A 17069-nucleotide genomic window follows, 5' to 3' on the forward strand; every position below is an offset into this window, starting at 1 on the left:
GCCCAAATGCGATGGATTGCCGGATTGATAACGGTGCTGAGCCTGGCGGTAGTGCCTTTGGCGGCGCGGACTGAGGTTGTCGATCAGGTCTGGGCCGGGCATCCGGTCGCCTTCGCCCTGGCCGCGTCGGATAAGCACCTGTTCGTCGGATATTATGGCGCCGATCGCCGCCTTACCGTGGCGGAGCGCGATATCTCCGGCGGCGCGTGGCGCTATACCCGGCTGGACACCTCGGTGGGCTGGGACAGCCACAACTACATCGCCATGGCCATCGATTCGGTGGAGCGACTGCATGTTGCCGCCAATATGCATGTGTCGCCGCTGACCTATTACACGGCAGCCAAGCCGGATGACGCCGAAAGCCTGAGGCGCGTGCCGGTCCTCATCGACCCCACGAGGGAACTGCGCATGACCTATCCTGTCTTCCTGAAGGACCGGGCCGGGCGGTTGATTTTCAGATATCGCGATGGCGGTTCGGGGAATGGCAACGATATCTATACGGTCTGTGACGGGCGGACATGGGCGCCTTTGCTGAACGTGCCCCTGACCGACGGTGAGGGAAAGCGCAACGCCTATCCGGTCGGGCCGGTGGTTGGGCCGGATGGCCAATTTCACCTGACGTGGGTGTGGCGCGAAACGCCCGATGCCGCCACCAACCATGATTTGAGCTATGCCCGCAGCGCCGATCTGAGTCATTGGCAAAAGGCCGATGGCACGCCCCTCGTCCTGCCCATGACCTACGAAAGCGCCGAGATTGTCGATCCGGTGCCGGTGGGCGGCGGCATGATCAACAATAATACCCTGATCGGGTTCGATGCGGATGCGCGCCCGCTTATCGCCTATCACAAATATGATGCCGCCGGACACACGCAAATCTATGTGGCGCGCTTCGAAGAGGACCATTGGCGTGTGGTCCAGGCCAGCGACTGGACCGGCTATCGCTGGGAGTTCGGCGGCAACGGGTCGCTTATATTCGAGGTGACGCTCAAGGCCGCCTATGCCCGTGGCGATGAGGTGATCGTGCCGGTAACGCGGCAGGGCGTCGCCACCGAATTGCATCTGCGTGCAACGGACTTGTCGCGGGTGGCCGAAACGCCCGCGCCGCCATCGCGCTTTGCCGCTGACATCAAGGGCGTGGCTATCCCGGCGGACATGCAGCTCAATCAGGTGGAGCTGGATGCCGGTGGGCACCACTACCTGCTGGCCTGGGCGACCTTGCCGCAGAACCGTGACCGGCCACGCGATGTCGTGCCGCCGCCTGTGCCGCTTATGCTGTTCGAAAAATAAACGCCCCATATAGCGCCCCGGCGGCGAAACCGTCGGGGCGCTATATGGTCAGATGGCTTTCGAGCGTCGTCTTAGGCCGTCTTTTTTGCGGGCGCCTTCTTTGCCGCCGGCTTTTTGGCCGCTGTGGTCTTGGTGGCGGTCGATTTCGCCGCCGCTGTCTTTGGGGCGGCCTTGGTAGTCGCTTTTTTGGCAGGGGCCTTTTTCGCCGGGGCCTTTTTGGTGGACGCGCCGCCCTTGGCTTTGATCAGGTCTATGGCCTGTTCCAGGGTGACGGTTTCCGGTGTCACGTCCTTCGGCAGGGTGGCATTGACCTTGCCGCACTTGACATAGGGGCCGTAGCGGCCAGCCATGACCGAAATCTTGTCGCCGCCCTCGCCAAACGTACCCAGTTCACGCAAGGGGGCGGCCGCCGCGGCGCGACCCTTGCCACCGCCGCCCGCGCGCTTTTCAGCGATCAGGTCAACGGCACGATTGATGCCGATTTCAAACACTTCGTCCAGACTGGCCAGATTGGCATAGGTGCCGCCGGTTTCGATAAACGGACCGAAGCGACCGAGACCGGCCACAATGGTCGTCTTGTCTTCCGGGTGGATACCGACGGTGCGCGGCAGGGACAGGAGCTTAAGCGCGCGTTCCAGGTCGATGGAGGCCGCCGGCCAGGCCTTGGGCAGGCTGGAGCGCTTGGGCTTATCGTCTTTCGATTCGGGCTCGCCCAACTGCACATAGGGGCCGAAACGGCCGATTTTCAGCGCCACCGTCTTGCCGGTTTCCGGATCGGTCCCCAGGTCGCGGTCGCCATTGGCGCCGTTTTCACCGTTTTCGGCATCGGGCGCACCGACGGGCCGGGTATATTTGCACTCTGGATAGTTGGAGCAGCCGATGAAGGCGCCGAAGCGCGAGGTCTTCAGGCTGAGCAGGCCGGTGCCGCAGGTCGGGCAGGCGCGGGGATTGCTGCCGTCGCCCTTGTCCGGGAAGATGAGCGGCCCCAGGCTTTCGTTCAGTGCGTCGAGTACCTGCGTGGTGCGCAACTCGGTCATGCCCTCGGCGGCAGCGTGGAAATCCTTCCAGAAATCGGCCAGCAGCGTCTTGTAATTCAGTTCGCCGGCGGAAACGAGGTCGAGCTTTTCTTCCAGGTCGGCGGTGAAGTCGTATTGGACATAGCGATGGAAGAACTGGTCGAGGAAGGCCGTAACCAGACGGCCCTTGTCTTCCGGAATGAAGCGGTTCTTGTCCATGCGGACATAGGCGCGATCGCGCAGCACGGTCAGGATGGAGGCATAGGTCGACGGGCGGCCGATGCCGAGTTCTTCCAGCTTCTTGACGAGCGTGGCTTCGGAATAGCGCGGGGGCGGCTCAGTAAAGTGTTGGTCGGCCTTGGCGGTATGGATGTCGGCCAGGGTCCCGGCCTTGACGGCCGGCAGGCGGCCGCCTTCGTCATCGGTGTCGTCGTCGCGGCCTTCTTCATACACCGCCATGAAGCCGTCGAAGGTCACCACCTGACCGGTGGCGCGTAGCGAGGTCTGCTTGTCGGCGGTAAACAGGTTGATCGTGGTGTTTTCGACGCGCGCCTGTTCCATCTGCGACGCCAGGGTGCGTTTCCAGATCAGTTCATAGAGGCGCGCCTGATCGCCATCAAGGCGCAGGGTTTCCGGGCGACGGAAGGCGGAGGTCGGGCGGATGGCTTCGTGCGCTTCCTGGGCGTTCTTGGCCTTGGCCTTATACTGGCGCGGCGTTTCCGGCACGTAGGCAGCCCCGAACCGTTCGCCGATCAGCTTGCGCATCTCGCTGATGGCCGAGGGTTCGATATAGACGCCGTCGGTACGCATATAGGTGATCAGACCGACCGTTTCGCCGCCGATATCGACGCCTTCGTATAGCTTCTGCGCTGTTTGCATGGTGCGGCTGGCCGAGAAGCCGAGCTTGCGGGCGGCTTCCTGTTGCAGGGTCGAGGTGGTGAAGGGCGGCGCGGGCGATTTCTTGCCGGGCTTCTGTTCGACCTCGGTGACGGTGAACTGTGAGCCCTTGATCAGGTCGCGGGCGGCGAAGGCCGACGCTTCGTCTGGCAGGTCGAACTTGCCCAGGCGCTTGCCGTTCAGGGTGAACAGCTTGGCGTTGAAGGGCGGGGAATTGGCCGAGACTTCGGCGTCCACCGTCCAATATTCCTCGGTCTTGAACTTCTCGATTTCAATTTCGCGATCGACGACGATCTTCAGCGCCACGGATTGGACGCGGCCGGCGGAGCGGGCGCCGGGCAGCTTGCGCCATAGGACGGGCGACAGGGTGAAGCCTACCAGATAATCGAGCGCGCGCCGGGCCAGATAGGCATCGACCAGCTCCATGTCGATGTCGCGCGGGGCGGCCATGGCTTGTTGAACTGCCGATTGCGTAATGGCGTTGAAGGTGACGCGCTGGACGATCTTTTCTTTCAGCACCTTCTTCTTGTTGAGCACTTCCAGCACGTGCCACGAAATCGCTTCTCCTTCGCGATCCGGGTCGGTGGCGAGAATCACGCGGTCGGCGCCCTTTATGGCATCGGCGATATCGTTGAGTCGCTTGGCGGACTTCGGATCGACTTCCCAGGTCATGGCGAAATCTTCATCCGGGCGGACGCTGCCATCCTTGGACGGCAAATCGCGGATGTGGCCGAAGCTGGCCAGAACAGTGAAACCCTTGCCCAGGTACTTGTTGATGGTCTTGGCCTTGGCCGGGCTTTCTACGATAACAACGGTCATAAAATCTCTTGTCAGGCGAAAAATCGCCGAAGCTCAGTCGGAAAAGAAGGGTGTATGCGACCTTAGATTATGCGCCACACAGAATAATCAAGGCGTCTAACCGGCCGCATACATGCTGAGCGATTCAATTTCTGTCAACGACAATAAAATAAAAGCCCGGCACAATTTAAAATAGATTTATAGTATTTTACGCTTTTTAATGGACGGGCCGCCGGTGTGGCGCGCCGCAATACGCTTACGCCCGTCTGTAATATCCGCCGTCATCGGCGACCACTACGCCGGCGATTTCCAGCTCGCTCAGGGCCGACAGAGCCAGCCAGGTCGGCGCACCGCTCAGGCGCAACAGGTCATCGCGATGGATCGGCGTATCGTTCACCAGACCTGACAAGGCGCGGCCGACGCGGGCAATATCGTCTTCGGCGGGGGCGCGTTCGGCGGGCCTGAGCGGATCCAGCGTCAAGGCGAATGGTGTCGGTGCCTCGAATCCCATCTGGCCTTCCAGCATCCGGATCACGTCGTCGGCGGTTTCGCACAGGTTGGCGCCCTGGCGCAGGAGATCGTTCGTGCCGCGGCAGCGCGGGTCGAGGGGCGAGCCCGGCACGGCAAAGACCTCGCGGTTCTGTTCCGCCGCCAGCCGCGCCGTGATCAGCGACCCGGAGCGCAGTTCGGCCTCGACGACGATGGTGCCGAGGCTTAGGCCCGAGATCAATCGGTTGCGGCGGGGAAAATCTTCGGCACGTGCCCTGTGCCCGACCGGGCTTTCCGACACAAGCAGGCCGTGGGCGGCGACCTGTTCGTAGAGGCCTTTGTTGTCCGGCGGATAAATGTCGTCCACGCCGCCGCCCAGCACCGCTATCGTCCCGGTTTTCAGGCTCATTTCGTGGGCGCGGGTATCGATGCCACGCGCCAGGCCGGACACGATATGAAAGCCCGCCGCTCCCAGGTCGTGGGCCAGGGATTGAGCGATCTTTTGGCCGACAGCAGAGGCGTTGCGCGCACCGACCACGGCAATCGCCTGACGGCGCGGCACCAGTGTGCCTATGGTCCACAGCACCGGCGGGGCGGCGTCGATCTGCTTCAGCAAGGCCGGATAGTCGGCGTCACCTAGCACGACCAGCCGGGCACCCGCCGCATCGGCGCGAGCCAGTTCGGCGTCCAGCCTGGCGATCGGATAGGGCGTAAGCGACCCGCCGGAGCGTTTGACGAGGAGGGGCAGGGCTTCGAGCGCGTTCACGGCCGAGCCGAAGCGCAGCATCAGGCGTCCGAAATGGACCGGGCCGATGCGTTGCGTGCGCGCCAGCCGCAGCCGCGCGATGCGTTCGGATGGATCGGCGGCGGCCGATATGCGGTCAAAGCCCACGGTAGCAAGTTCCCCCTGTCACCGAAAGACGCTAACAGGCTTTCGGGAAGGGCTCAAGCCTATTGCCAGGCTTCGCGGCATGGTCTTGTATGCGGGCATAAAAGGACTGATTTGATGAGTGATATCGAACCCCGCCCGCCTCTGGAAGAGGACATCTGCATACATATATTTACTGTTTCCTCCGGCATGGTGGGCGTGTGCCTGACGGCGGTCGGCTTGCTGCATATCGTCAAGGTGATCAACAAGATGGAAACCTTGGCCGACGATATCGTGACGGTGGATGCCGTAATGTTCCTGATCTCAGCCCTGAGTGCTTACTGGGCGTTGCGAACGCGCCGCCGTCAGCGGATTTACATGCTGGAACGTTTCGCCGACGGGGTATTTATCGCTGCCATGGTGCTGTGTGTGGTGGCGATCATATTCATCACCTATTGGCTGAACGCGATCTCGGTATAATTACGTTCCGCTCGCGAGAGCCTGTTACTCTTTTTTTCTGCCAATCTTCGGTTCCTCGCCCTTGAGCAGGCGGCGGATATTTTCGGCGTGGCGAATATAGATGAGTACCGCCATGAAGAGGGCCATGCCGAGGAACGGGTAGGGCGCCACATGCAACAGAAAACCAAGCGGCACGACGAAGGCCGCCGCCACTAGCGCGCCCAGGCTGGAAATGCGGAAAATGAAGGCGGTCAGCAGCCACAAGGCAGCGGCGATCAGGCCCATGGGCCAGCAGGCGGCGAACAAGGTGCCGAAGAAGGTGGCCACGCCCTTGCCGCCCTTGAATTTCAGCCAGACGGGGAACAGGTGGCCGAGAAAGGCGGCCGCGCCAGCCAGTGCCATGGCCGTCTGGCGCGTTTGCAGGTCACCCTTCATCAGGAGCAGGAAGGCCAGGCCAACCGCCAGCGCCCCCTTGCCCGTATCGCCAATGAAGGTGATGGCCGCCAGATCCTTGCGCCCGGTGCGCAGCACGTTGGTGGCGCCGATATTGCCGGACCCGACCGTGCGGATATCTATGCCTGCCGCCTTGGCCGCGATATAGCCGAACGGAATCGAGCCGAGCAGATAGCCGCCGATGATGGACGCCATATAGATGAAGGCGTCGAAGGAGTAGGGCGTGGTCACGCTATGGGTTCCGCCTGTTGTTTAGGAGTTCATGTCCGGGCATTTTCAGATTTCGTAGACGATTCGACCGTCAACGAGGGTTTTAAGCACCTTGCCCTGTAGCGTGCGGTTTTCAAAGGGTGAGTTCTTCGATTTCGACAGGATGTCGCGCTCGCGCAACGCAAATGGGGCATCTATATCGACCAGCAGCAGGTCGGCGGGCGCGCCCTTGGCGATGCGACCGGCATCGAGGCCGAGCAGTTGCGCCGGGTTTTGCGTCACCGTGCGCAGCAGGTCGATCAACGGAATATCGTTTTCATGATGCAGGCCGATCAGGGCCGGCAGCAGGGTTTGCAAACCGATGGCGCCGGGCGTGCTTTCCGAAAACGGCAGGCGCTTGTGCTCGGCGGGCTCAGGCGTGTGGTTGGACACGATGACATCGACCAGGCCAGAGGCCACGGCGTCGATCATGGCCAGCCGGTCGCGTTCGGCGCGCAGGGGCGGATCGAGCCGGAAGAAGGTGCGATAATCGCCGATATCAAGTTCGTTGAACATCAGGTGGTTGATCGAGACGCTGGCGAAGACTTCCAGCCCCTTGGCCTTGGCGCGTTCCAACGACCCAAGCCCTTCGCGTGTCGAGACCTGATCGACCAGGAAGCGTGCGCCGGTCAGTTCGACGAGGGCCAGATCGCGTTCCATCATGATCCGTTCGGCCAGGGCGGAAACGCCCGGCAGGCCCATGCGCGCGGCCATTTCGCCCGACGTGGCGACGGCGCCTTCCGATAGCCACGGTTCCTTTGGCCGGTGGGCGATCAGGGCATTGAACCCGTTGGCGTAGTTGAGCACGCGGCTGAGGATCTTGGAATTGACGATCGGTTCGTCGCCATTGGTGAAATAGAGCGCGCCGGCTTCGGCCATCAGGCCGATTTCCGCCATTTGCCGGCCTTCCAGCTTTTTGGTCGCGGCGCCGGCCGGATAGACGTGAACCAGTTCGATATCGCGGGCGCGCCTCAGGATGAAGTCGGCCATGGCGGGTTCGTCGATGCACGGATCGGTGTCGGGCTGGACCACGAAGGAGGTGACGCCCCCGGCGGCGGCGGCCAGCGAGGCCGATTTCAGCGTTTCCTTGGGCTCAGACCCCGGTTCGCCGGTGCGCACGCGCATGTCGATCAGGCCGGGCAGGATGGCGTTTTCATCGCAGTCGATGACGCGGATACCGGCGTGGCCGCTCGGCGTCTCGTGACCGTAGATGACGTCGGCAATCACGCCTTCGGCGACGATGACGGAGCCCGGACCGTCATATTCGGTGGCCGGATCGATGAGGCGGGCGTTGACAAAGGCTAATGCGCTCATCGGTCATTCTCCAAACGGGCGGCGAGGGAGGCCAGGACGGCCATGCGTGCGGCCACGCCCATTTCGACCTGATCCTGGATAAGGGAGACGCTGAGATCGTCGGCGATCTCCGAATCGATTTCGACGCCCCGGTTCATTGGCCCGGGGTGCATGACCTTGGCCCCCTTGGCGGCGACGGCCAGCTTTTCGCGGTCGAGCCCGAAGAAGCGGTAATATTCGCGCGTCGACGGGATGAAGGCGCCGTCCATGCGCTCCAGCTGCAGGCGCAGCATCATGACGACATTGGCGTCGGCAATGCCTTCGCGCATGTCGTGGTAGACCTCGGTGCCCCACTGATCGGCGTCGCCCGGAATAAGCGTCGGCGGTCCGACCAGGCGGACATTGGCGCCCATGGCGTTGAGCAGGATAACGTTGGAGCGGGCGACGCGCGAATGCAGGACGTCGCCGCAGATGGCGATGGTCAGGCCATCGACATGACCGAAGGCGCGGCGAATCGACAGCATGTCGAGCAGGGCCTGGGTCGGATGCTGGTGCTGGCCATCGCCGGCATTGACGACGGAACAGCCGACCTTCTGGGCCAGCAGGGCCGCCGCGCCCGATGCCGAGTGGCGCACGACGAGCAGGTCGGGCTTCATGGCGTTCAGCGTCACCGCCGTGTCGATCAGGGTTTCCCCCTTGGCGACGGACGAGGTCTTCATGCTCATATTAATGGTGTCGGCGCCAAGGCGCTTGCCCGCCAGCTCAAAGCTCGACTGGGTGCGCGTCGAGTTTTCGAAGAACATGTTGACCAGGGTGCGTCCGCGCAGCAGGTCGAGCTTCTTGGTCGATTGCCGGTTCAGGTCGACAAAGACATCAGCCAGATCGAGCAGGTTGGCGATATCGGGCGGATCGAGGTCCTGCGCAGCCAGGAAGTGGCGTTTCGGAAAGGCCGTCAGGCGCGTTCGGATCAGATCGTTTACATCAGTCATTGGGCGGGTCCGGATGAATTGCAAACTGTAATGACCGCGAGGCAAGATTTTGGCAAGCGTGCCGCGCAGCTATTATTCGCAGGCTAAACAAGGTGAAACATAAAGAGCAGAAGGGGCATGGTGAAGGCGCTCAGTGAGGTGGTCAGGGCGACGATGCCGGCCATCAAAGGCGCATCTCCGCCCATGTGGCGGGCCTGGACATAGGCCGCCGCCGCGCAAGGTGCCGCTCCACAGGCCAGAGCGATTCCCTGTGCCATCCGGTCGCCGCCCAGTCCATAGCAGATGGCCCATGCCATCACCGGCATGACCAGAACCTTGAACAACGAAACGGCGCCGACGAGGAAGGGCCGGCGCCAGACATAGCCGAAGCTTAAGCCCACGCCCGCCAGGATCAGGCCGGTCGGGATGGCCGCTTCGCCGAGCATGGTCAGCGATTTTTCTACGAAGGGCAGGGAGGGGACGCGCAGGAAATTGAGCAGCAGGCCCACGAGGCACGAGGCGAAAATCGGATTGGTCAGCAGCGTGCGGGCAAACCAGGCGGGCGTGCGCACGGGAACCTCGCCTTCCGGTTCGCCCCATTGGGCCAGAACCAGGATGCAGATCATGTTGCTGGCCGGGATCAGCGCGCTGATGGCCACCGCCGAAAGGCCGTTGGCCGAGGGGCCGAAAATTGAGGCGGCCACGGGCACGAAGATAAAGGAGTTGAAGCGCATCAACCCTTGAAAGACGCTGGTGAAGGTCGGGCCCGACAGGCGCAGGAACGGCTTGAGCGCGAAGCCGACCGCGGCCGCGATCACTACGGACCCGACGACGGCGACGCTGATCGGGCCGGTGGAAAAACCGGACAGGTCGGCGTGCCAGATGGCCGGGATCAAAAAGCCGGGATAGAGGACATATACGGCGAACTTCTCAATCGGCGGCCAGACATTGAGCGGCAGGAAGCCGGATTTTTTCAGCGCGTAACCGAGGGCGATCAGCAGGAAGACCGGGACGATACCGTTCAGGATCAGGTTCGGGGCCATCGTGGTCGCTATCCTCCCGCCGGACTGCCCGGCACGGACAGGCCCTTTAGCCGGTCAAGCGCCCCTTGCAGGATATAGGCGGCGGCATTGCGGTCTATGACTTCCGCCCGCTTGGCGCGGCTGAGGTCGGCTTCCTCGATCAGGAAGCGGTTCATGACGGACGACGACCAGCGTTCGTCCCAGAACGCGATCGGCATATCGCGCAGGCGCAAGAGGTTGCGGGCGAAGGCGCGGCACGACTGGCAGCGCGGACCTTCGGTGCCGTCCATATTGACTGGCAGCCCAATGACCAGTCCGGCGGCCTCACGACTGTCCATCAGCTTGAACAGGCGTTCGGCCTCAAGGGTGAACTTGGACTTGCGGATCAGTTCCAGCGGCGAGCCAATGGTGAGGGAAATGTCCGAAACGGCAACGCCGATGGTCTTTTCGCCCAGGTCGAGACCCAGCAGGGCGCGGCGCGGCGGAAGGGCTCCCGCCAGTTCGGTGATGTCAATAACAGCCATAAGCGGCTGCTTTGCCTCCTAAGCGGGCCAGAGTCAACAGACTGTCATGCAATCATCAGGCAATTGCAGAATGGGTGTCACGAGACCGCATTATGTGGGCCATGTTCGTTGCGGCGGATACTGTCGTTCGGCGAATGATTACAGTGGATATTAACAGATTAAAATTCTGTAATAAATTACATCAATGTAATTAATGAATGAGATGTAATACATGAATCCGATTTAACAATATTAATGTTCCATTTTGCTTACGTCGAGAGTAGATGTCTCCTCAGTTCTCAACGAGTACTCCTCCTCGCGCTTTAACGTCACAAAGGAAACAAGTCATGATCCGCTCTATCGCCACTATCGCCCTGATCTCCGCCGCCGCCCTGTCGCTGGCTTCTACCGCCAATGCCGGTACGTCGAACTTCCAACAACCGGAGCAAATCTCGGTCAGCACCAATAATGTCGACCTAAATGATGCCCGCCAGGCCAAGGTCTTCTACGGCCGCCTGTCCCAGGCTGCCGCCGAAGTCTGCGACACCCGCACCACGGGTTCGATGATCACGCACTATCGTGCCGAACGCGATTGCGAACGCCAGGCCGTTACCGACGCGGTCCGCCAGATCAACGCCCCGCAACTGAGCGCCATGGATGATAAGGTCAATAACCGCGGCGGCAGCGCCCGTAGCATGGCCGTCGTCGACGCTCGCGAATAGGCGACGACTGTAAACAGGGGCCGCTCCCCCCGATCGCAAAGGATATCTCCCATGTTTTACAAGATGTTGGCCGCGGCCGTTTGCGCCGGGACGATGGTTTGCGCCTTTGGCGCCGCGGCGGCGGAAAGCAATGTGTCCCGCATTCCTGTCACCTTCGAAAACCGGGACCTTAACGACCCGGCCCGTAGCGAAGCGGCCTATGCCCGGCTTTACAAGGTCGTGCAGCGCGTCTGCGATACGACGCAGGCCGGGCCCAAGTCCCGCGCGGAAGATGATCGAGCCTGCGAAGAACAGGCCATGGATGAGGCTGTCGCCAATCTCGGCAGCCAGGAAATGCGACGTTTGCACAGCCGCGAGATCGCCTCTCATGGCGCAAGCACTTACGGCGCCCGCAGATAGGGCAAATCCGTCCGCCGTCCATCCACTGCCTTAAAAAGGGTGTCGCGCGCAAGCCGGCGCCCTTTTACATGCTCAAAGGTCGTACAGGCTCGCCGCCTTAGAATTAGGGTGTGTTTTTGAAAAGCGTCTTGCCAAATCCAGCCTCAATCGCTAACCGGAACCCACAAGATTATATGGAGTCTGGTCATGGCCATCGATGTGGCAACGGTCAAAAAAGTTGCGAGCCTGTCGCGTCTGCGCGAAAGTGACGAACGCCTGCAGTCGCTTGCCGGCGAATTGAACGGCATACTGGGCTGGATCGAGCAGTTGAACGAAGTCGATGTCACCGGCGTCGAGCCGATGACCACGGCCATCGAGATGCCGCAGCCGATGCGCGAAGACGTCGTCACCGACGGTGACAAGGTTGCGGAGATCGTCGCCAATGCCCCGAAGTCGGTCGATGGCTTCTTTGTCGTCCCGAAGGTGGTTGAATAATTATGACTGAACTGACGAAACTGACGCTGAAGTCGGCGATCGACGGCCTCAAGGCAAAGACCTTTTCCTCCGCAGAGCTGACCGACGCCTTTATCGGCGCCATCGAGACGGCGAATCCGAAGCTGAACGCCTATGTCGAAACCACCTTCGATAAGGCCCGCGCCCAGGCTGCCGCCTCCGACGCCAAGCTGGCACGCGGCGAGGGGGGGGCGCTGGAAGGCGCGCCGTTGGGCATCAAGGACCTGTACTGCACCGCCGGCGTGCGCACGACGGCCTGTTCCGGCATTCTGGAAAACTTCGTCCCGACCTACGAATCGACCGTGACCCAGAACCTATGGGATCAGGGCGCGGTCATGTTGGGCAAGCTCAACATGGACGAATTCGCCATGGGTTCGTCCAACGAAACCTCCAAGTGGGGCAATGTCGTCAATCCGTGGAAATCGCGGGGTTCCAATGCTGAGCTGACGCCGGGCGGATCGTCAGGCGGATCGGCATCGGCCGTCGCCGCCGACCTGTGCCTGGCTGCCACGGCGTCCGACACCGGTGGTTCGATCCGTCAGCCGGCTGCCTTTACCGGCACGGTCGGCATCAAACCGACCTATGGCCGCTGCTCGCGCTACGGCATGGTGGCCTTCGCCTCATCGCTCGATCAGGCTGGCCCGATCACCAAGACGGTCGAAGACGCGGCGATTATGCTTCAGGCCATGTGTTCGCACGATGTGAAGGATTCGACCTCCCTCGACCTGCCGGTCCCGGATTTTTCCAGCTTCCTGGGCAAGTCGGTCAAGGGCCTGCGCATCGGCATTCCCGACGAATACCGTCTCGACGGTATTCCGGCCGAGATCGACGCCCTGTGGGAACAGGGCATTGCCTGGCTGAAAGACGCAGGCGCGGAAATCGTCCGTATCTCCTTGCCGCACACCAAGTATGCGTTGCCATGCTACTATATCATCGCGCCTGCGGAAGCGTCGTCGAACCTGGCGCGCTATGACGGCATGCGCTACGGCCATCGCGCCGCCGGCGTTCAGTCGCTGACCGATACCTATGAGATGTCGCGGTCGGAAGGCTTCGGCAAGGAAGTGAAACGCCGCATCATGATCGGCACCTACGTGCTGTCGGCCGGTTTCTACGACGCCTATTACGTCAAGGCGCTGAAGGTCCGCCGCCGCATCGCCGAGGACTTCACCAAGGCCTATGAAAGCTGCGACGTCATCCTTACGCCCGCCACGCCGTCGGCCGCCTTCGAATTGGGCGACCAGGCAAAGGCCGCCGATCCGGTTCAAATGTACCTCAACGACGTCTTTACGGTAACGACCAACCTGGCCGGGCTGCCGGGCCTCAGCGTTCCTGCCGGCCTCGATAGCCAAGGTCTGCCGCTCGGCTTGCAGGTCATCGGCAAAGCGCTCGACGAAGGCACGGTGCTCAATATTGCATCGGTGCTGGAAAAGGCCGCCGGCTTTTCAGCCAAGCCTGCGCGGTGGTGGTAGCCCTCCGCTGTCCTTGATTATTGCGGTGAATATTGCGACCGGGCGGGGCGGATGATCTATCCGGCCTGCCAGGGATGTGCCATAGTTTTTCGCAAGGGCTAAAGGCCTTCACATCCCAGGAGCAGGCCAGCGAGGCCTGGCAGTTTATGAATCGTATGCTTAAAACCGGCGTTGCCGTCATGTCCGCCATTGCCATGACCGCCAGCCCGATCGCTTTCGCACAAACCGCGCCGGGCGCGTCTTCGTCTGAATCTGGGTCTGCATCCGGCGACTCCGACGTCAGCAATGAAGACATAATGAATGTCGCGATTGTGTGTGTGGCCACCTATGATCTGGTGCTGGCGGACGCGCCGGCGGGTCCGCAAACGGAAAAGATCAGGGAAGCCCGCACCCTGGCCCGCTCCATCTATATGGAAGCCTCCGGTAATGACGACACCAAGGCGGACGCTGAAATCTCCGGTGTTGACGCGGCGCTGAAGGAAGAGGTCACCAAGGGCACGATGAAGCTGGATGAGCTGCGCGGCACCTGTGACTCCCTGCTGATGGATGACACGGTCCCGCCGCCCACGGCGTCGTGACGGCCAATAACACACCAGTTACGGGAAAGCCTTGGGTGACCAAGGCTTTTTTGGTCTATGCTGCCGGTTGCAATGACGAATGGTGATGGAATGTTGTCGAGCTATCAGGACATGGTTGCGTGGGGCCTATTGGTTCTGCCTCTGATCGTGCTGGCATGGGCGGCGGTCTGGTTCGTGCTCATTCAGGCCGAACGCAACCGGCATGAACGCTACAAGCGCTTCTATGCCATAATGGAACAACTGGCTAAATCTGACGGGCCCACCGCCGACAAGATGGCGGCGGCCTATGAACTACGTAACTACCGCGAATATAAGGATGTCATCGCCCGCGTCTTTATTGATGGCAAGGTTCGTGGCGATACCGCCGACGCTCTGTCCAAGCAGCTACGTGAAACGGTTGACCATATTCGTCATTAAGCGGGCTCGAAAAGCGCTTTAGTTCGCTGCCAGCCGTGTAACGGCCGGCAAGGGGGTCACTGTTGTATCGTAACCGGTGGGCGGGGTGCCGGTGTCTATATTCTTGATGGCAATCTGGTCCGGGTCTGGCAGGCGGTTTAACTGAGTCGCCACGACCGAGCCGCTGGTGAAAATGGCCAGGACCGCCGCTGCCAAACTGATGAGCAGGGCGTAGGGCGGACGACGCCTATGCTCGGCTTTTGCTTCCCAATAGAGGGAATAGGTGCTGGGGTGCGCCGTATGGATCATTGTGCTTGCTCTGTGTGCCACCTGTCCGGTCCGCCATCGCCGCCAGGTCAATTTCATGTGAGAATATGGCCGCGCGTGTAAGATTTCAGTGATCGATTCCCGTCGCCGTGTGTCGAATGGGTTAAGGCGCGTCATTGCGCAATCCTTATAAGCTGACGCCTATTTTTAAGGGCGTTGATCGATCGGCCTTTAGTTGAATTTGTATCTAAAGCTTGTGTTCTGCGTGCTTTTGGGCAGTATCTGCGCAACATCACATAACCGGAGCAGAGGATGAACCTCCCCGCCACAGCCCATCCGAAGGAAATTACCGTACGCGGTGTCATCCTCGGTATCCTGATCACGCTTATCTTTACCGCCGCCCAGGTCTATCTTGGCCTTAAGGTCGGCCTGACCTTCGCCACCTCCATTCCCGCCGCCGTCATTTCCATGGCGCTGCTACGTTTCGCCAAGACGGCGACCATCCAGGAAAACAACATCGTCCAGACCATCGCTTCGGCGGCGGGCACTCTGGCGTCCGTCATTTTCGTCCTTCCCGGCCTGATCATTATCGGCTGGTGGCGCGAGGTGCCCTTCTTCATCACGTTTGGCGCCTGCGCCATCGGGGGCGTGCTGGGCGTCATGTACACCATGCCGCTGCGCCGGGCCCTGGTCTCGCAATCGACCCTGCCGTATCCGGAAGGCGTTGCTGCCGCCGAAGTGCTGCGAGTCGGCACCACGTCGCGGGAAGGCGCGGCAGAAGGCTCTGCCGGGCTAATGGCGATCCTGCTGGCCTCCGCTGCCTCGGCGCTTTACGCCGCCGGTGCTGCGTCGAAAGTCCTCGCCGGGGAAATTTCGACCTATTTCAAGGTGAACAGTTCCGGTGGCGTTTCCGGCATGGCGGGCTCTTCGTCCCTGGCCCTGATCGGCGCTGGCCACCTCATGGGTATCACGGTCGGCATCGCCATGTTCTTCGGTCTGTTCCTGACCTGGGGGGTCGGCGTGCCGATCCTGTCGACCTGGACCATTGAATGGGCGGGCCTGGTGCCGCATCTGGTTGCCGCCCATCCCGATCCGGCCGTTGCGGTCGGCGAATATGCCGAAGGCATCCGTTCGAGCCAGATTCGCTTTATCGGCGCCGGGGTCATCGGCATGGCCGCCATCTGGACGATCGGCAAGCTGATCCTGCCGGTCTGGGGTGGCCTAATGTCGGCCCTGGAAGCCGGGCGTGCGCGCAAGGCGGGCGATGTCGATCTGCCGCGGTCCGAACATGACCTGCCGGTGTGGATCGTCGGACTGGTCATCATGCTGTCCATGGTGCCGGCCGGCTGGTTGCTGTTCGCCTTCCTGTCGGGTGGGCCCCTGAGCCAACTGGCTCTGCCGCTGGTCATCGCCGGTGTCCTCTACATCCTTGTGGCCGGGCTTCTGGCCGCCGCCGTCTGCGGCTATATGGCCGGCCTTATCGGCTCGTCCAATTCGCCGGTCTCGGGCATCGCCATTCTGGCCGTGCTGGGGGCCGCGGTCATCATCGGCATGATCGGCTACAAATTTACCGGACCGAATGTCGAAACCGCCCTGATCGCCTTTACGCTTATGGTTACGACCGTCGTTCTGGCCGTGGCCGTTATCGGCAACGACAATCTCCAGGATCTCAAGACCGGTCAGCTGGTTGACGCGACGCCGTGGAAGCAACAAGTCGGCCTGATCATCGGCGTTCTGGCTGGCGCCTGCGTCGTGCCTGTGGCGCTCAATCTGCTGAACAATGTCTGGGGCTTTGCGGGCGATCCGAACTTCCATGCCATCGACGTGGCCGGTGGTACGCTCAACGCGCCGCAGGCGACCCTGATATCGACCCTGGCCAAGGGCGCCATCGGCGGCAAGCTGCCACTCGGCCTTCTGAGCATAGGCCTGGTTGTCGGCGCGATTCTGGTCGCCCTTGACGAAGGATTGCGCATCGCGTCGAAGGGGCGTTTCAGCTTGCCGCCGCTCGGTGTCGGCCTGGCTATTTACCTGCCCGCCGGCGTGACCTCGCCGGTCGTTGTGGGGGCTGTCGCCGGCTGGCTGTTCATCAAGCTGGTGTCGAAACTCAGGACACACGACATCGCCGAACGTTTGGGCGTGCTGGTCGCCTCGGGCTTCATCGTCGGGGAAAGCCTGTTCAACGTCTTCTATGCGGGTCTGATCGCCGGAACGCGTAATCCCGGCATCATTACCGTGCCCCATCCGCCGTCAGAGCATCTGGGGATGTGGCTGGCGCTGGGGCTGGCCGCCATCATCGTCGTCGGTCTTTACCTGTGGTCCGGCGACCAGGCCAAGAAGATCGGCGATACCATGCACTGATACGGAACGTCCCTTGACGACCTCCCGGTGCACCGGGAGGTCGTAACGACAATTATGATCGTTTCAGGGGTTGAAGTTGCGATGCG

The 17069-nt window shown here is 61.6% G+C and carries 17 protein-coding genes; 9 read left to right on the forward strand and 8 right to left on the reverse strand.

Features of this window, described 5'->3' with window-relative positions; translation table 11 throughout:
• Positions 1-6: 6 nt before the first annotated feature.
• The gene (locus AEAC466_RS32705; protein WP_023458043.1) at positions 7-1287 is read left to right on the forward strand and encodes a BNR repeat-containing protein; all 1281 of its coding nucleotides are present in this window, start codon (positions 7-9) and stop codon (positions 1285-1287) included.
• A 71-nt stretch (positions 1288-1358) separates the two neighbouring features.
• On the opposite strand, the gene topA is transcribed toward AEAC466_RS32705, so the two are convergent.
• Both topA and dprA read right to left on the reverse strand, forming a co-directional pair.
• The gene (gene topA / locus AEAC466_RS32710) at positions 1359-4019 is read right to left on the reverse strand and encodes a type I DNA topoisomerase (RefSeq protein WP_023458044.1); all 2661 of its coding nucleotides are present in this window, start codon (positions 4017-4019) and stop codon (positions 1359-1361) included.
• A gap of 235 nt (positions 4020-4254) precedes the next feature.
• Positions 4255-5379, reverse strand: coding sequence for a DNA-processing protein DprA (gene dprA / locus AEAC466_RS32715; protein WP_023458045.1), 1125 nt, complete (start codon positions 5377-5379; stop codon positions 4255-4257).
• Positions 5380-5493: 114 nt separating this feature from the next.
• Here dprA and AEAC466_RS32720 point away from each other — a divergent pair, with 114 nt between their 5' ends.
• A complete protein-coding gene (locus tag AEAC466_RS32720; protein ID WP_023458046.1) occupies positions 5494-5835 on the forward strand; it encodes a hypothetical protein in 342 nt (113 codons plus the stop codon).
• A gap of 24 nt (positions 5836-5859) precedes the next feature.
• On the opposite strand, the gene plsY is transcribed toward AEAC466_RS32720, so the two are convergent.
• From plsY to ruvX, 5 genes are all read right to left on the reverse strand, one after another.
• A complete protein-coding gene (gene plsY, locus AEAC466_RS32725; protein WP_052025109.1) occupies positions 5860-6462 on the reverse strand; it encodes a glycerol-3-phosphate 1-O-acyltransferase PlsY in 603 nt (200 codons plus the stop codon).
• Between the two features lie 81 nt (positions 6463-6543).
• Entirely contained in the window at positions 6544-7830 is a 1287-nt protein-coding gene (pyrC, locus tag AEAC466_RS32730; RefSeq protein WP_023458048.1) for a dihydroorotase, read from the reverse strand.
• Complete coding sequence (locus AEAC466_RS32735; RefSeq protein ID WP_023458049.1) at positions 7827-8798, reverse strand: aspartate carbamoyltransferase catalytic subunit; 972 nt, start codon at positions 8796-8798, stop codon at positions 7827-7829. Before AEAC466_RS32735 ends, pyrC begins: the two co-directional genes overlap by 4 nt.
• Before the next feature lie 83 nt (positions 8799-8881).
• Positions 8882-9820, reverse strand: a complete 939-nt coding sequence (locus AEAC466_RS32740) for an AEC family transporter (protein ID WP_023458050.1) — start codon at positions 9818-9820, stop codon at positions 8882-8884.
• An 8-nt stretch (positions 9821-9828) separates the two neighbouring features.
• Complete coding sequence (gene ruvX / locus AEAC466_RS32745) at positions 9829-10323, reverse strand: Holliday junction resolvase RuvX (protein ID WP_023458051.1); 495 nt, start codon at positions 10321-10323, stop codon at positions 9829-9831.
• 326 nt (positions 10324-10649) lie between these two features.
• Between ruvX and AEAC466_RS32750 the strand changes: the two genes are divergently transcribed.
• The 6 genes from AEAC466_RS32750 to AEAC466_RS32775 all read left to right on the forward strand — a co-directional run bounded on the left by AEAC466_RS32750 (position 10650) and on the right by AEAC466_RS32775 (position 14379).
• Positions 10650-11024 (forward strand): UrcA family protein, encoded by a 375-nt coding sequence (locus tag AEAC466_RS32750; RefSeq protein WP_023458052.1) that lies wholly within the window; start codon positions 10650-10652, stop codon positions 11022-11024.
• Positions 11025-11075: 51 nt separating this feature from the next.
• Positions 11076-11423, forward strand: a complete 348-nt coding sequence (locus tag AEAC466_RS32755) for a UrcA family protein (RefSeq protein WP_023458053.1) — start codon at positions 11076-11078, stop codon at positions 11421-11423.
• Positions 11424-11609: 186 nt separating this feature from the next.
• Positions 11610-11897 carry an Asp-tRNA(Asn)/Glu-tRNA(Gln) amidotransferase subunit GatC gene (gatC, locus tag AEAC466_RS32760; protein WP_023458054.1) on the forward strand — a complete coding sequence of 96 codons (288 nt, stop codon included), beginning with the start codon at positions 11610-11612 and terminating at the stop codon, positions 11895-11897.
• Positions 11898-11899: 2 nt separating this feature from the next.
• Entirely contained in the window at positions 11900-13384 is a 1485-nt protein-coding gene (gene gatA / locus AEAC466_RS32765; RefSeq protein WP_023458055.1) for an Asp-tRNA(Asn)/Glu-tRNA(Gln) amidotransferase subunit GatA, read from the forward strand.
• Between the two features lie 74 nt (positions 13385-13458).
• Positions 13459-13962 (forward strand): hypothetical protein, encoded by a 504-nt coding sequence (locus AEAC466_RS32770; protein WP_023458056.1) that lies wholly within the window; start codon positions 13459-13461, stop codon positions 13960-13962.
• Positions 13963-14019: 57 nt separating this feature from the next.
• Complete coding sequence (locus AEAC466_RS32775) at positions 14020-14379, forward strand: hypothetical protein (RefSeq protein ID WP_023458057.1); 360 nt, start codon at positions 14020-14022, stop codon at positions 14377-14379.
• A gap of 18 nt (positions 14380-14397) precedes the next feature.
• Here the strand turns inward: AEAC466_RS32775 and AEAC466_RS32780 are convergent, their stop codons facing one another.
• Positions 14398-14667: a hypothetical protein gene (locus AEAC466_RS32780; RefSeq protein WP_023458058.1), complete on the reverse strand. Its 270-nt coding sequence runs from the start codon at positions 14665-14667 to the stop codon at positions 14398-14400.
• Positions 14668-14937: 270 nt separating this feature from the next.
• Between AEAC466_RS32780 and AEAC466_RS32785 the strand changes: the two genes are divergently transcribed.
• Positions 14938-16983: an OPT family oligopeptide transporter gene (locus AEAC466_RS32785; protein ID WP_023458059.1), complete on the forward strand. Its 2046-nt coding sequence runs from the start codon at positions 14938-14940 to the stop codon at positions 16981-16983.
• The last annotated feature ends 86 nt before the right edge of the window (positions 16984-17069 follow it).

Origin of the sequence: Asticcacaulis sp. AC466 (assembly GCF_000495815.1) — a bacterium.
Classification (GTDB): Bacteria; Pseudomonadota; Alphaproteobacteria; order Caulobacterales; family Caulobacteraceae; genus Asticcacaulis.

Bases quoted from the DNA above. Each gene is read 5' to 3' on its own strand.
- AEAC466_RS32770 (WP_023458056.1), top strand. From the start codon at position 13,459: ATGTGCCATAGTTTTTCGCAAGGGCTAAAGGCCTTCACATCCCAGGAG.
- gatC (WP_023458054.1), top strand. From the start codon at position 11,610: ATGGCCATCGATGTGGCAACGGTCAAAAAAGTTGCGAGCCTGTCGCGT.
- AEAC466_RS32750 (WP_023458052.1), top strand. From the start codon at position 10,650: ATGATCCGCTCTATCGCCACTATCGCCCTGATCTCCGCCGCCGCCCTG.
- AEAC466_RS32775 (WP_023458057.1), top strand. From the start codon at position 14,020: ATGCTGCCGGTTGCAATGACGAATGGTGATGGAATGTTGTCGAGCTAT.
- AEAC466_RS32740 (WP_023458050.1), bottom strand. From the start codon at position 9,820: ATGGCCCCGAACCTGATCCTGAACGGTATCGTCCCGGTCTTCCTGCTG.
- AEAC466_RS32735 (WP_023458049.1), bottom strand. From the start codon at position 8,798: ATGACTGATGTAAACGATCTGATCCGAACGCGCCTGACGGCCTTTCCG.
- AEAC466_RS32755 (WP_023458053.1), top strand. From the start codon at position 11,076: ATGTTTTACAAGATGTTGGCCGCGGCCGTTTGCGCCGGGACGATGGTT.
- AEAC466_RS32780 (WP_023458058.1), bottom strand. From the start codon at position 14,667: ATGATCCATACGGCGCACCCCAGCACCTATTCCCTCTATTGGGAAGCA.
- gatA (WP_023458055.1), top strand. From the start codon at position 11,900: ATGACTGAACTGACGAAACTGACGCTGAAGTCGGCGATCGACGGCCTC.
- topA (WP_023458044.1), bottom strand. From the start codon at position 4,019: ATGACCGTTGTTATCGTAGAAAGCCCGGCCAAGGCCAAGACCATCAAC.
- ruvX (WP_023458051.1), bottom strand. From the start codon at position 10,323: ATGGCTGTTATTGACATCACCGAACTGGCGGGAGCCCTTCCGCCGCGC.
- AEAC466_RS32785 (WP_023458059.1), top strand. From the start codon at position 14,938: ATGAACCTCCCCGCCACAGCCCATCCGAAGGAAATTACCGTACGCGGT.
- pyrC (WP_023458048.1), bottom strand. From the start codon at position 7,830: ATGAGCGCATTAGCCTTTGTCAACGCCCGCCTCATCGATCCGGCCACC.
- plsY (WP_052025109.1), bottom strand. From the start codon at position 6,462: ATGGCGTCCATCATCGGCGGCTATCTGCTCGGCTCGATTCCGTTCGGC.
- AEAC466_RS32720 (WP_023458046.1), top strand. From the start codon at position 5,494: ATGAGTGATATCGAACCCCGCCCGCCTCTGGAAGAGGACATCTGCATA.
- AEAC466_RS32705 (WP_023458043.1), top strand. From the start codon at position 7: ATGCGATGGATTGCCGGATTGATAACGGTGCTGAGCCTGGCGGTAGTG.